Genomic DNA, 13222 nt, shown 5'->3' with positions numbered 1-13222 from the left:
CCTAGAACGCGGCACGCCCCCGCACCCCCCAGGCCCGCGCGCTCAGGCGCAGCGTGCCGTCGCGCTCGAACGGCAGGCGCTCGCGCAGCGCCCTGCGCAGCCGCTGGCGCGCCTCGTGGTCGAGGGCGGCGCAGTAGGTGGGGGCCGGCCCCGTGCCGAGCTCGAACGGCTCCCAGTAGTCGTCGAAGCCGGCGAACACGGTCTCCACCTCGAGGGGCACCGCCTCCACGTCGGCCCAGCCGGCCTCGAGGGCCAGGGCCGTGAGGCCCTCCGGCGTGCAGAAGGGGAAGCGCGCGGCCTCCCCCAGCGGCACGGCGGCCGGGTCGAGGGCGCCGGCCACCTCCCAGAACAGGCGCATGAACTCCACTCCTCGCCCCGGGTAGTCCCACACGTAGAAGGCCACGGTGCCGCCGCCCCTCGTCGCGCGCGCCATCTCGCGCAGCGCCCGCGGCCTGTCGGGCACGAAGTTCAGCATCAGGCCGGACACCGCGAGGTCGCGGCTCCCCGTCTCGACCCTGAGGTCCTGCGCGTCGCCGACGGAGAACCGCGCGCGGGGGTCGGGCACGTTCTCCCGCGCCCGCTCCACGAAGGAGGCCGAGACGTCGACGCCGAGCAGGCTGCGCGGCGCGGCCAGCCTCACGACCGTCCCCGACAGCGCTCCGGTGCCGCAGCCGACGTCGAGCCAGTCGAGGCCCCGCGGCGGCGCCAGCCAGGCCAGGAACCGGGGCGCCACCTCGCGGCTCCAGCGGCCCATGTACCGGTCGTAGTTCTCTCCTGAGCGCCAGGGGTCCTGGCCCATGGGGTAGGTCACGACGACCGTATCCTAGGGCCATGAACGGGTTCGTCGAGCTGTTCCTCCGCGTGGCAGGCGGCGACCCGGTGATGCAGGGGCTGGTGGGCGGCCTGTTCATCGCCCTGATGAACCTCGTGGGGGCGGTGCTCATAGGCGCCTGGCGCGCCCCCAGCCAGCGCGGCCTCGACGCCGCCATGGGCTTCGCGGCGGGCGTGATGCTCACGGCGGCGTTCACCAGCCTGATCCTCCCCGGCATCGAGCTGGGAGGACTCGTGCCGGTCCTGGTGGGCATCGTCCTCGGGGTGGCCGTCCTCGACCGCGCCGACGCCTGGGTGCCGCACGTGCACGTGCTCATCACGGGCCGTCAGCGCTACGACGCCGCCCAGGAGGCCGGCACGCCCGAGGGCGCGCGCAGCCGCCTCTCGGCGGTGCTCCTGTTCATCGTCGCCATCACCCTCCACAACGTGCCGGAGGGCCTGGCCGTGGGCGTGGGCTTCGGGTCGAGCCGCGTCAGCGACGCCCTGGCCCTGATGCTCGCGATAGGCATCCAGAACGTCCCCGAGGGCCTGGCCGTGGCCGTGGCGGCGCGCAACGCCGGCATGGGCGGGAGGCGGTTCGCCACCGTCACGGGCATACGCGCCGGCCTGTTCGAGCTCCCGGCGGCGGTCTTCGGCGCCTGGCTCGTGACGATGGTGGCCCCGCTGCTGCCCTACGCGATGGGCTTCGCGGCCGGCGCGATGCTGTACGTGATCCTCGACGAGATAGTGCCCGAGACCCACACGCGGGGACACGAGCGCCTGGCGACCATGGGTACCATGGTCGGCGTAGTCGTGATGCTGGTGCTCGACGTCGCCCTCGGATGACTCCCGCGCCGGGGACTTGGGGCCGTAGCGAGCTCCTCATGCGCTCGCCTCTGACCTGGAGGTCTGCATGAACACCGAGATCCGCGAGCTGCTTGGCGAACAGGGCGAGGCCCTACTCTCCTACGAGGCGCGGGGCATCGAGCGTTCGCGGCTGCACCTGCCCGGGCCCGACTTCGTCGACAGGGTCTTCGCGGCGTCGGACCGCAGCCCGCGCGTGCTGCGCAGCCTGCAGACCCTGTTCGGCCACGGACGCCTGGCCGGCACCGGCTACCTCTCGATCCTGCCCGTCGACCAGGGCGTCGAGCACTCCGGCGGCGCGTCTTTCGCGCCGAACCCCGACTACTTCGACCCCGAGAACATCGTGCGCCTGGCCATCGAGGGCGGCTGCAACGCCGTGGCCTCCACCTTCGGCGTGCTCGGCATGGTCGCGCGGAAGTACGCCCACAAGATCCCGTTCATCGTCAAGGTCAACCACAACCAGCTCATGACGTACCCCTCGCAGTACGAGCAGGTGCTGTTCGGGACGATCGACGAGGCGTACGACATGGGAGCCGTGGCGGTGGGCGCCACCGTCTACTTCGGGCACCCCGACTCGAACCGCCAGATCGTCGAGATCGCCGAGGCGTTCGCGTACGCGCACGAGCTGGGACTGGCCACGATCCTGTGGTGCTACACGCGCAACGACGCGTTCAAGGTCGACGGCAAGGACTACCACGCCGCCGCCGACCTCACGGGCCAGGCGAACCACCTGGGCGTCACGATCCAGGCGGACATCGTCAAGCAGAAGCTGCCCGACACGAACCGCGGCTTCCAGGCCGTCGGCTTCGGGCGCACACACAAGCGGATGTACGACGAGCTGATGCCTGACGACCATCCCATCGAGATGGTCCGCTGGCAGGTCGCCAACGCCTACATGGGCCGGGTCGGGCTCATCAACTCGGGCGGGGCCTCGGGCGGAGCCAACGACTACGCCGAGGCCGTACTGACGGCCGTGCTGAACAAGCGCGGCGGCGGCATGGGCCTCATCTCGGGCCGCAAGGCGTTCCAGCGCCCCATGGCGGAGGGCGTGCGGCTCCTGAACCTCATCCAGGACGTCTACCTCGACGAGTCGATCACCGTGGCCTGAGGTTAACGCCGTGTGAGGGGAGGATGTGACGGGGGCGCGGGCACGCCTGGCCGCGCGGCGTATCCTCGGCTCAGTACGCAGCGCCTTCCCCCCGGCGCCACGACGAGACCAAGGAGCGACCGCTCGATGGACCTGCAAACCTCCACGGCTCGCCGTTTCCAGGCGGCCAACGACGTTGTCTTGGAGCGCATGGGCGACACGATGCTCGCCGTGCACCTGGGCACAGACAAGATCATCGAGCTCAACGAGACCGCGGCTCACCTGGTCGACCTGCTCCTCGGCGGCAGCACCGACAGGGAAGCGGCGGCGGCGATGGCGGAGGTCTACGACGTCCCGTACGCGGTCGTATGGGAGAACGTGGAGAACGCCCTCGCCACCCTGGTCGCGGAGAGCGTGCTAGCCGAGCTGGACGACTAGCTAGTGACGCGCTCCCCGCGGGGAGCGCGTTCCTAGAATCGGAGGGAGGGGAGGTGAGGCCTTGAAGACTTGGACCCCCATGCGGGTCAGCGTGGTCGGCCAGGTCACCGAGGTCGTGCGGGGTGGCAACCTGAGCCGCTCCGACGGCGACGGGGGATCCTCGTGGTCCCGCCAGAACCGGCGCTGACCCCGCCACACGCCGGCCCGTGAGAGCGGGCCGGCACCATTAGCGCTCGCGCGGGCGGCACGCCGCCCGCGCGGCCACCAGCCGCTCCCCATGATCATCGACGTCCTCAGGCGCTCACAGGCAGAGCCTCCCAGCCTCGACGAAGCGACGGGCGCCGTCACCTGGTACGGTCGCCGGGGCAAGCCGATCGCCTACACGCTCAAGCAAGGCGACTGCTGCTGGTTCCGCCTCGTCGGCCTGGCGAGCTACAGGTTCCCGCTGAGCGCGCCGGACGGCGTCTTGCGGTGCGAGGCCGTACCCGAGCCGGGCGCCGAGTGGGACGAGGTCGTCGACCACTACTACAGGTCGCTGTCCGTCCTCGCCTTGGAGGCCTACGGCTACGAGAGCGTGCACGGCAGCGCCCTCCTCACCCCGGCCGGCGCACTGGTGCTCACCGCGCCCTCCGGCGCCGGCAAGACCACCCTCGCGCTGTCCCTGGCGAGCCGGGGTCATGAGCTGATCGCCGACGACGCCGTGGTGCTCGACCCCGCGCCCGCCGAGCACCCCGCGCGGCCCGCGCTGCGTCCGCTGCCGTTCGTCCCGCGGGCGAGGGACGAGACCGCCGCCAGGTTCGGGCTGCCGGTCCGCGCGCGGCTGCCGGAGCCCGCCGGGCCCGTCGGGCTGGGGGCGCCCGTGCCGCTGGCGGCCTTCGTGCTGCTGCGGCGCGCCGGCGCCGAGGAAGTGGGCGCCCGGACCGGGCTCGAGCGCCTCTCGCCCGGCCAGGCGTTCACGGCCCTGCTCGGCCGCGCCTACTTCCACGCGCCCCACGAGGCCGCCCGCGACAGGCAGGCCGTCGCCAGCTACCTGAAGCTCACCGCCCGCGTGCCCGTCTACCGCCTCACCTACCGGGACGGGTTCGACCGTCTGGAGGAGGCGGTGGCGGCCCTCGAGCGCCTCGTCGCCGACCTCGCGCCGGCGGGCCAGGGCGCCGCGGGGCGCGTGTGACGGCGTCGCCGGGCCCGTCCGCGAGCCCCGGTATCATCTGCACCCGACCGTCCCGCGCCGTCCACGCGTCGGCCGTACGTGAGGAACCTGGCATCGTCATGGCCGAAGAAGCGAACCTCGCGCCCTACCCCACGCTCGCCGCCCTCGCGGACCCGCCGGGCGGACGGGCCGGTGCGCCGGCCGGCGTGCGGGGCCGCGCGCGGAGCGGCGGTCGGGGCAGCCCCCGCAGGGGCGGCGTGATGCCGCTCCCGCTCGCGCGCTTCACCGGCGAGGTCCCCAGCTTCGCCGGGGGGCCGCCGCGCGTGGCCGAGTGGCGCGACGCCCGCGGACGGTGCGTCGCCCGCGGCACCACCGAGGGCGGCTACCACTGGATGGAGATCGACGGCGTGGGCACGTTCCGCTTCCCGGCGGAGGCGCCAGGCGACCTGCGGCCGGAGGTCGCGGTGTCGCCGGCCCCCGGCGCGTCGCCGCGGACGCTGGAGGACTTCTACCTGCGCAGCGTGCTCCCGTTCGCGCTGCAGGCCTACGGGCTCGAGGCGCTGCACGGCAGCGCCGTTCACGTCGGCGGCCTCGGCGTCGTGGCCCTGTGCGGGCGGCCCGAGTCGGGCAAGTCGACGCTGGCCTACGCCCTGGCGGAGCGCGGCCACGCCCACGTGGCCGACGACGCCGTCGTGATCGCCCCGGACTCCCTGAGGGTGCTGCCGCTCCCCACCGCCGCGCGCTTGCGCGACCAGAGCGCGGCGCACTTCGGGGCCCCGAGCAAGCGGCGGGTGCGCGTGACGCTGGCGGGCTGGGACGAGGCGGCGGCGCGGCCGCTGCCCCTCGCCGCCGTGGTCTTCCTCGCCAGGGGACGTCCGCGGGTCGTCCTGCGGCGGCTCGGCGCGCGCGAGGCGTTCGACGCGCTGCTCTCCGAGGCGTACGCTTTCACCATGACCGACGTCGAGCGCAAGCGCTCCATGCTGCGGGCCTACCTGGTACTCGCCCCGGCGCTGCGCGTCTACGAGCTCTCGTTCCCCGACGGCCTCGAGCACCTCGGCGCCGCCTGCGACGCCATCGCGTCCATCGGCGCGGCGGAGGGCTGAGCTCGGTGTCGGGAGGGCGATACGACATGCCTAAGTACCGTCACGCCGCGGGGCTGACGTTCTTAGAATCCGCAGGGAAGGGGGTACGCCAGTGAAGACTTGGGAGCCGATGCGGGTCACCGTCGTGGGTCGCGTCACCGACGTCGTGCTCGGCGGCGGCAAGCAGAGCGGCAGGAGCTCCGGACCCGACGGTTCGTTCTCGTTCCCATCCTGGTGGTGGTCCTTCTAGGGCCACCGCGCGTGACCGCCCGCCCCGTTCGACGGGTCGGCGGTGACGAGGAGTCGCGCGGCCGGCGCCCGCCGGCCGCGCGATGACATGTTGATCTAGCCCTTGCGACACGAGGGCCTGCCTGCGCCACGGTGCGACGGACCGGGCGCGGTCGCCCGGCGCGAAGAGGAGGGGCGCGTCGTGGCCGACGGCCTCGCTACCGCGCGAGCTCGGTCCCGAGACCTTGGGCCACCGCCAGCTCCCGCAGCGTCCCCGAGCCGCGGCTCATCAGCTCCTGCCACGTGCCCGACTCGACGACCTCGCCGCCGTCCATGACGTAGATGAGGTCGGCGTCGCGCACCGTGGCCAGCCGGTGGGCGATGACGAGAAGCGTCACGCGCCCCCGCAGCGCCCCTATGGCCTCCTGCACGCGCGCCTCGTTGATGGCGTCGAGGCTGCTGGTGGCCTCGTCGAGGACCAGGAGCTGAGGCTCGCGCAGGAGCGCGCGGGCCAGGGCGAGGCGTTGGCGCTCCCCGCCCGAGAGCGTCGACCCGCGGTCGCCGACGACCGTGTCGAGGCCCTGCGGCAGGTCGCGGACGAACGAGGCGGCGGCCCGGTCCAGCGCCTCCCACAGCCGCTCGTCGCCGGCCTCCGGGTCGCCGACGAGCAGGTTCGCGCGCACCGTGTCGTGGAACAGGAAGACGTCCTGCGCCACGTAGGCGACCTGCCGGCGCCACGCGAGGCGCCTGTCGCCCGCGACCTCCTCGCCGTCCACGAGCAGCGCGCCGGAGTCGGGCTCGAGCAGCCCGATGAGCAGGTCTGCCGCCGTGCTCTTGCCGCCGCCCGAGGGACCCACGAGGGCCGTCGTCCTGCCGGCCGGCACGACCATGTCCACGCCGTGCAGCACGCGTCGCTCGCCCTCGGTCTCGTAGGCGAAGCTCACGCCCCGCAGCTCGACCGCGTGCCGGCAGCGGATCGCCGCGCCGGCGGCGGCGCCGCGCTCCCTCTGGGCCTCGAAGTCCCTCATGGCCTCCTCGACGCGCTCGACCGACGGCAGGCGCGCCAGGACCGACTGGAAGCCGCGCTGCAGGCCCGAGAGCATGGGCACCAGCCGGGCGAAGAGGTAGAGGAGCATCAGCAGGCCCGCCGGCGTCACCTGCGGCATGCCCAGGGCGACCAGCACGAGGCCGGAGAGGAGCACGGCCGACCCCGCCTGCAGCAGGAACCCCACGTCGGCGTGGTTGCGGGTCACGCCCACGAGGGCCTCGGCGGTCTCCCGCGCCCGCGCGCGGAAGCGGGCGGTGGTCGCGTCCTCGAGCCCGTAGGCCTTCACGGTCTTCAGCCCGCCGAGGTGGTCGGCGATCTCGCCGAAGAGGCCCTTGTAGGCCCGCGAGACCTCCCGCCCGCGGGCCTTGGCCCGCCAGGTCAGCGGCGCGGTGAGGCCGGCGAGCGCGAGTCCGGCCGCCATCACGAGCGCCGTGAGCGCCGGCGCGATGGCGACGGCCACGGCGAGGTGCGCGACGGCCAGGAAGCCCTGGGTGATGAGCCGGATCACCGCCGCCCCGGCGCTGGCGTAGCGGTCGGTCTCGTTGGTGAGCAGGTGGACGCTGTTCGACGCCCTGCCGCCCACCAGGTGCCGCCAGTTGGCGCGCGTGATGGCCTCGAAGAGCCTGTCGCGCCGCGCCTGCACGAACCCCTCGAGCGCGCGGCTCTCGAGCACCGACTGGTAGCGCCCGACGGCGGCCGCGGCGACGAGGACCATGGCGTTGAGCCCGAGGAGGACCGGCGCCGTGAGAGGCAGGCCGACGCCCTGCAGCGCTGCGGCGACCCGGGCGACCAGGGCCTGCGTGCTGCCGCCGCCGGCCTCCACGCCCACGAGGGCGAGGAGCGGGACCATGACGAGGAGGCCTACGCCGGCCGTGACGCTGGCCGCCAGGCCCACGACCAGCAGGAGGCCGAAGCGCCAGCCCAGGGTCCGGGCCAGCGAGAGCGTGAACCGCCAGACGGCCCGCACCTCCTGCATCCCCAGGAGTATAGGTACGGCAGGTGCGCTTCCCGGCCGAGACGCGCACAGGTTCGGCGGCGCGCACGCGTCCCGGCCGCTGGACCCGCCCGCCCGCGGACGAGGTGCGCGGCACCGTCTCCGCGGGCCGGCGCCAGGGTGCCCGCCGCCCGCGCCGGCGTGTCCGTTTCGCGCCCCGGCGCGCGCGTCTAGGGCTCTAATGATGTGGATGGCCTCGGCCTCTCTCACCGCCGCCTCGCCGCACCGCCGCGCCGACCGCGCCGCGCCGGGACGGATCGCCCGGTTCGTCACCACCGGTACGGCGTCCGCCGCTGACGTCGGCGTGCTAGTGAGCGCGGGCCTGGCGTCGGTGGCGCGCCGCCGCCTCGCCCACGCCGGCCTGGCCGACGACCCTCGCCTGGTGCGCGGCGCGCAGGCCGCCCGCGCCAGGCACGCCGCCACGCGCGCGCAGGTCGTGCCCCTGCTGGCGGCGTGGCGCGCGGCTGGCGCCGAGGTCCTGCTGTTCAAGGGCTTCTACCTCGCCGAGCTGGTCCACGAGGACCCTGCCGACAGGCCGTACGACGACGTCGACGTGCTGCTGCGCGCGCCCGGCGTGGAGGACGAGGACCTGGCGGCGCGACTGGCCGCGGCCGCGGAGGGGTGCGGCTGGGAGGTGGCGTGGCGCCTCGGCGCGGCCGACCACCTCGACCGTCCCGGCGTCGCCTTCGAGCGCCACGAGCTGCTGCGGGTCAGGCACCCTAAGCTGCGCGTCGTCGTTGACGCCCACCGGCACCTCGTGCACGGCGGCGTGGCCGTAGTCGGGGAGCGCAAGAGGCTGCGCATCACGCAGGCGGTATGGGCAGCGTCGCGGCCGGCGGTCGTCGGCGGCGTCCCGGTGCGCGTGCCCTCGTTCGTGGACTCGGCGCTCGTGGGGCTCGTCACCTCGCGGAGCTGGTCGGACGACGCCCACGCGCTGCGGCCCCACGACTACCTCGACCTCGAGGCGCTGATGCGCGCCGGCGGCTTCGGCCCCGCGGAGCTGCTGCGTCGCGCCAGGGAGCTCGGCGCCGCCGCGACGCTGCGCACGTTCCTCGGTCGCTGCGACCCCACTCGCGGGGTGCTCGACCTGGCGGAGCCCTCTCCCCTCCGCGCGTTCCTCCTCGACCTGTCAGTGCTCCCGGAGCGCGCGCCGCACGCGCTGGAGCGCCTCGTCGAGCTGGCGCTGGGCCTGCCTTCCGACCTGCGGGCCCTCGCCGGAGCCCTGCCGGTCGTGTCGCGAGCGGTGCGCTCGTGGCGCGCCGGCCGGCCGGTCGCCGTGCCGGAAGGCCCGCTGGCGCCCGGCGGCTCGCCGCCGGACGCGCGCGCCTGGTGGCTGGTGACGCTCGGCGTGAGGCGCGCCATGCAGCTCCACGGCCTGCGCAGCGAGGAGCACCCCGCCCTCACGCTGGCCGCGGTGGCGGAGGTGGCGCGGGCGCGCGGCCTGGACGTGCGCCTCGTGAACGACGGCCGCCACGCGTGGTTCGCCCACGGCGACGAGGTGCTGCGGCTGGCCGGCCTCGGGCTGCCGCGCGGCGCGCGCCGGCACCGCTGGCCGCTGGCGACCACCGCGCCGCGGGCGCCCCTGCTGGCGCGCCTGTGGCGACTAGGTCCCCGCGGGCTGGCGCTGCGGCTCGAGGCGCTGTCCTACGTGCGTCGCGCCCGCCGGCTCCTCGAAGAGAAGACCTTCGCCCTGGCACGTCAGGAGCTGGCCGCCGGCCGCCGGCTTACGCGGATGAGCGGGGCGCCCCCCGCCGAGGTGGGCCGGGCCGTGGAGTCGGCGGCGCGGTTCGTGCCCGGCGCCAGGTGCGTGGCGCGGTCGCTGGCCGCGCAGGCCATGCTCGCCAGGCGCGGCGTGCCCTCGCGCGTCCACTTCGGCTTCCGCCGGCTGCCCGACGGCACCGTCGACGGTCACGCCTGGGTCGAGGTGGGCGGCGCCGTCGTCGCCGGCGACGTGGGACTCGACGACTTCACCCGCACGGCCACCTTCGACGCCTGAGGCGCCCGCCCGGCGCGGGCCCGCGGCGGCATGACGAGCGCGGCACGGGGGTGACGCATCGCCTCCGCGGCGGGCGGAGTCGCCGGCCCGCCGGACCCTCAGCGGTGCCGCTCGAGGTTCGCGCGCACCAGCACCTGCGAGGCGAGCTCCTCGATGCTCACGTTCGTCGTCTCGACGAACGGCACGCTGTTGCGCCTGAAGAGCCGCTCGGCGCGGCGCACCTCGAACTCGCAGCGCTCGAGCGCGGCGTAGTTCGTGCCGGGGCTGCGCTTCGTGCGCAGCTCGTGCAGCCTCCTGGGGTCGATCGTGAGGCCGAACAGCTTCTCGCGGTACGGCGCCAGCGCCCGGGGCAGCGCGTCCGACTCCAGGTCCTCCTCGACGAGCGGGAAGTTCGAGGCGCGCACGCCGTAGTTCATGGCCAGGTAGAGGCAGGTGGGGCTCTTGCCGACCCGGGAGACGCCGACCATGATCACCTCGGCGTTCGCGTAGCGCCTCACGTTCGCGCCGTCGTCGGTGTTGAGGGAGAACTCGACGGCGTCGATGCGGGCCTGGTAGCGCGCCAGGTCCCTGATGCTGTGGGCGGCGCCCACGACGGGCTCCGCCGGCTGGCCCAGCGCCTCCTCGAGACGCGCGATGTAGGGCTCGAAGAGGTCGAAGTGGACGCCGGACGCGGACGCGACGACGCCCCTCACCTCGGGGTCGGTGAGCGTCGAGAACACGATCGGCGGCTCGTGGAGCCGCGAGAACTCGTCGACGACCTCACGGGCGCGCGCGACGGTGCTGACGAAAGGGCGCGTGACGGTCTCGAAGTCGACGTGGTCGAAGCGCGCCAGCAGGCTCTGGCCCACGACCTCGGCCGTGACCCCCGTGTGGTCGGAGACGAAGTAGACGTGCCTCCGCGGCCGCGACGTGCCCTGCTCCTCGTCCACGCGTGCTCCCCTCGCTCATGACGAGCTTACGTCCTCGGCTACGCTGTGAGGTGCGGCGATCCTGGCTGCGAACGAGACCTCACGGAGGCGAGGCGTGGAACACATCGTGGACTTCTCTTCCGTCGGCATGGGCGACGTGGCCCGTGTGGGCGGCAAGAACGCATCCATCGGCGAGATGCTCGCCAACCTGTCGGCGGCGGGGGTGCGGGTGCCGGGGGGCTTCGCCACGACCGCCGACGCCTACCGCGCGTTCCTGGCGCAGGGTGGCCTGGGCGACAAGATCCGCGAGCTGCTGGCCGACGTCGACGGCGACGACGTGGCCAAGCTGGCCGAGCGGGGCCGGCGCGTGCGCGAGCTGGTGCTCGAGACGCCCCTGCCCGAGCGCCTGCGTGAGGAGCTCCGCGAGGCGTACGGGCGCATGTGCGCGGAGGCGGGCGGCGAGGTGGCCGTGGCCGTGCGCTCCTCGGCCACGGCCGAGGACCTGCCCGAGGCCTCGTTCGCCGGCCAGCAGGAGACGTACCTGAACGTCTGCGGCATCGGCGCCGTCGAGGACGCCGTCAGGAAGGTGTTCGCGTCGCTGTTCACCGACAGGGCCATCAGCTACCGCCTCCACCACGGCTTCGCGCACGAGGACGTCGCGCTGTCGGCGGGCGTGCAGCGCATGGCCCGCAGCGACATCGGCGCCAGCGGCGTCGCGTTCACGATCGACACCGAGTCGGGCTTCGACGGCGCGGTCTTCGTCACCGCCGCCTACGGCCTCGGCGAGCTGCTGGTGCAGGGCGCGGTGAACCCGGACGAGGTCTACCTGGCGAAGAAGGCGCTGCGCGCCGGCCGCCCGGCGGTGCTGTCGCGCAAGCTGGGCAGCAAGGCCGAGAAGATGGTCTACGCGCCGGGCGGGGGAGTCGAGAGGGTGCCGGTGCCCGCCGCCGACAGGGCGCGCTTCGCCCTCACCGACGAAGACCTGCACGAGCTCGGACGCCAGGCGCTGGCGATCGAGGACCACTACGGCCGGCCCATGGACATCGAGTGGGTCAAGGACGGCGAGGACGGCCTGATCTACGTCGTGCAGGCGCGTCCCGAGACCGTGCAGAGCCGCTCCGGCCGGACGCTGACGCGCTACCGCATGAGGGGCGGCGGGCAGCCGCTGGTCGTGGGGCGCGCCGTGGGCGCGAAGGTGGCCACCGGCGTCGTGCGGGTCATCGAGCGCGCCGCCGAGATGCACCGCGTGCAGCCCGGCGACGTGCTGGTGACCGACATGACCGACCCCGACTGGGAGCCGGTGATGAAGCGCGCCGCGGCGATCGTCACGAACCGCGGCGGACGCACCTGCCACGCGGCGATCGTCGCCCGCGAGCTGGGCATACCGGCCGTGGTGGGGACCGGCGACGGCACCGCGGTACTGCAGGACGGCGCCGTCGTGACCGTGAGCTGCGCCGAGGGCGACGAGGGCAAGGTCTACGCCGGCGAGCTCGAGTACGACGTCCAGGACATCGAGCTCGACGCCATGCCCGAGCTGCCCGTGAAGGTGATGATGAACGTCGCCTCGCCGGAGCGCGCCTTCGCCTTCGCCGCGATCCCCAACCACGGCGTCGGCCTGGCGCGGCTCGAGTTCATCATCAACAACGCCGTGGCCGTGCACCCGAACGCGCTGATGGCCTGGCCGAACGTGCCCGACGAGGTGAAGGACGAGATCGCGGTGCGCGCCGCCGGCTACGAGAGCCCCAGGTCGTTCTTCGAGGAGAAGCTGAAGGAGGGCATCGCGACGATCGCGGCGGCCTTCGACCCCAAGCCGGTGATCGTGCGCCTCTCCGACTTCAAGTCGAACGAGTACGCCCACCTGCTGGGCGGGCACGCTTACGAGCCGCGGGAGGAGAACCCGATGATCGGGTTCCGCGGCGCCTCGCGCTACCGCTCGGAGCTGTTCGCCGAGCCGTTCGCCGCCGAGTGCCGCGCCCTGAAGCGCGTGCGCGAGGAGATGGGCTTCGCGAACGTCGAGGTGATGATCCCGTTCGTGCGCACGGTGCCCGAGCTGCTCCAGGTCCTCGACGTCATGGCCTCGCACGGGCTCAAGCGCGGCGAGAACGGCCTGCGCGTGATCATGATGTGCGAGGTGCCCTCGAACGCCGTGCTGGCCGAGGAGTTCCTGGAGCACGTCGACGGCTTCTCGATCGGCTCGAACGACCTCACCCAGTTCACGCTGGCCCTCGACCGCGACTCCGGCCTGGTGGCCGAGCTGTTCGACGAGCGCGACCCGGCGGTGAAGGCCCTCGCCTCGCTGGCGATCCAGGCCTGCAAGCGCGCCGGCAAGTACATCGGCATCTGCGGCCAGGGGCCCTCGGACCACCCCGACTACGCCCAGTGGCTCGTCGACGAGGGCATCGACTCGATAAGCCTCAACCCCGACACGGTCCTCGAGACCTGGCTGTTCCTGGCGGGCCGGCGCGAGGCGGCGTAGGCGAGGACGGCGCCCCTCGCGGAGCGCCGTCCCTCACGCTGTTCCTCTGGTGGAGCTGAGGGGATTCGAACCCCTGACCTCGTGAGTGCGATTCACGCGCGCTCCCAACTGCGCCACAGCCCCAAGCGCTCCGCAGTGTAC

Annotated in this window: 12 protein-coding genes and 1 tRNA gene; 9 read left to right on the top strand and 4 right to left on the bottom strand. The window is 73.8% G+C overall.

From position 1 onward, the window contains the following. Position 1 precedes the first annotated feature (1 nt). Entirely contained in the window at positions 2–811 is an 810-nt protein-coding gene (locus tag VF202_09600) for a class I SAM-dependent methyltransferase (protein HEX7040355.1), read from the bottom strand. 20 nt (positions 812–831) lie between these two features. On the opposite strand from VF202_09600, the gene VF202_09595 reads away from it, so the two are divergent. The 7 genes from VF202_09595 to VF202_09565 all read left to right on the top strand — a co-directional run bounded on the left by VF202_09595 (position 832) and on the right by VF202_09565 (position 5681). Then, positions 832–1656, top strand: coding sequence for a ZIP family metal transporter (locus VF202_09595; GenBank protein ID HEX7040354.1), 825 nt, complete (start codon positions 832–834; stop codon positions 1654–1656). A gap of 67 nt (positions 1657–1723) precedes the next feature. Continuing rightward, positions 1724–2782, top strand: a complete 1059-nt coding sequence (locus VF202_09590) for a class I fructose-bisphosphate aldolase (protein HEX7040353.1) — start codon at positions 1724–1726, stop codon at positions 2780–2782. 126 nt (positions 2783–2908) lie between these two features. Beyond that, positions 2909–3199, top strand: coding sequence for a PqqD family protein (locus VF202_09585; protein ID HEX7040352.1), 291 nt, complete (start codon positions 2909–2911; stop codon positions 3197–3199). Positions 3200–3260: 61 nt separating this feature from the next. Continuing rightward, entirely contained in the window at positions 3261–3386 is a 126-nt protein-coding gene (locus tag VF202_09580) for a hypothetical protein (protein ID HEX7040351.1), read from the top strand. Positions 3387–3476: 90 nt separating this feature from the next. Further along, a complete protein-coding gene (locus VF202_09575; protein ID HEX7040350.1) occupies positions 3477–4370 on the top strand; it encodes a hypothetical protein in 894 nt (297 codons plus the stop codon). A gap of 98 nt (positions 4371–4468) precedes the next feature. Next, positions 4469–5452 carry a hypothetical protein gene (locus VF202_09570; GenBank protein ID HEX7040349.1) on the top strand — a complete coding sequence of 328 codons (984 nt, stop codon included), beginning with the start codon at positions 4469–4471 and terminating at the stop codon, positions 5450–5452. A 91-nt stretch (positions 5453–5543) separates the two neighbouring features. Further along, positions 5544–5681, top strand: coding sequence for a hypothetical protein (locus tag VF202_09565; GenBank protein ID HEX7040348.1), 138 nt, complete (start codon positions 5544–5546; stop codon positions 5679–5681). Between the two features lie 196 nt (positions 5682–5877). Here VF202_09565 and VF202_09560 read toward each other — a convergent pair whose 3' ends face one another. Next, positions 5878–7683 (bottom strand): ABC transporter ATP-binding protein, encoded by a 1806-nt coding sequence (locus tag VF202_09560; GenBank protein ID HEX7040347.1) that lies wholly within the window; start codon positions 7681–7683, stop codon positions 5878–5880. A 208-nt stretch (positions 7684–7891) separates the two neighbouring features. Between VF202_09560 and VF202_09555 the strand changes: the two genes are divergently transcribed. Continuing rightward, positions 7892–9697 carry a lasso peptide biosynthesis B2 protein gene (locus tag VF202_09555; GenBank protein ID HEX7040346.1) on the top strand — a complete coding sequence of 602 codons (1806 nt, stop codon included), beginning with the start codon at positions 7892–7894 and terminating at the stop codon, positions 9695–9697. Positions 9698–9795: 98 nt separating this feature from the next. On the opposite strand, the gene VF202_09550 is transcribed toward VF202_09555, so the two are convergent. Further along, the gene (locus VF202_09550) at positions 9796–10626 is read right to left on the bottom strand and encodes a pyruvate, water dikinase regulatory protein (GenBank protein ID HEX7040345.1); all 831 of its coding nucleotides are present in this window, start codon (positions 10624–10626) and stop codon (positions 9796–9798) included. Between the two features lie 94 nt (positions 10627–10720). On the opposite strand from VF202_09550, the gene ppsA reads away from it, so the two are divergent. After that, a complete protein-coding gene (gene ppsA / locus VF202_09545) occupies positions 10721–13081 on the top strand; it encodes a phosphoenolpyruvate synthase (protein HEX7040344.1) in 2361 nt (786 codons plus the stop codon). A 47-nt stretch (positions 13082–13128) separates the two neighbouring features. Here ppsA and VF202_09540 read toward each other — a convergent pair. Then, a tRNA-Ala gene (locus VF202_09540) sits at positions 13129–13204 on the bottom strand. Positions 13205–13222: the final 18 nt, after the last annotated feature.

This window comes from Trueperaceae bacterium, assembly GCA_036381035.1.
Taxonomy (GTDB): domain Bacteria; phylum Deinococcota; class Deinococci; order Deinococcales; family Trueperaceae; genus DASRWD01.
Note: the sequence above shows the minus strand (reverse complement) of the source record. Positions and strands in the feature narration are given on the sequence as shown.

What these genes read in the sequence shown, in the direction of transcription:
- VF202_09585 (HEX7040352.1), top strand. Translation starts at nt 2,909, where the DNA reads ATGGACCTGCAAACCTCCACGGCTCGCCGTTTCCAGGCGGCCAACGAC.
- VF202_09575 (HEX7040350.1), top strand. Translation starts at nt 3,477, where the DNA reads ATGATCATCGACGTCCTCAGGCGCTCACAGGCAGAGCCTCCCAGCCTC.
- VF202_09590 (HEX7040353.1), top strand. Translation starts at nt 1,724, where the DNA reads ATGAACACCGAGATCCGCGAGCTGCTTGGCGAACAGGGCGAGGCCCTA.
- VF202_09595 (HEX7040354.1), top strand. Translation starts at nt 832, where the DNA reads ATGAACGGGTTCGTCGAGCTGTTCCTCCGCGTGGCAGGCGGCGACCCG.
- VF202_09555 (HEX7040346.1), top strand. Translation starts at nt 7,892, where the DNA reads ATGGCCTCGGCCTCTCTCACCGCCGCCTCGCCGCACCGCCGCGCCGAC.
- VF202_09570 (HEX7040349.1), top strand. Translation starts at nt 4,469, where the DNA reads ATGGCCGAAGAAGCGAACCTCGCGCCCTACCCCACGCTCGCCGCCCTC.
- VF202_09560 (HEX7040347.1), bottom strand. Translation starts at nt 7,683, where the DNA reads ATGCAGGAGGTGCGGGCCGTCTGGCGGTTCACGCTCTCGCTGGCCCGG.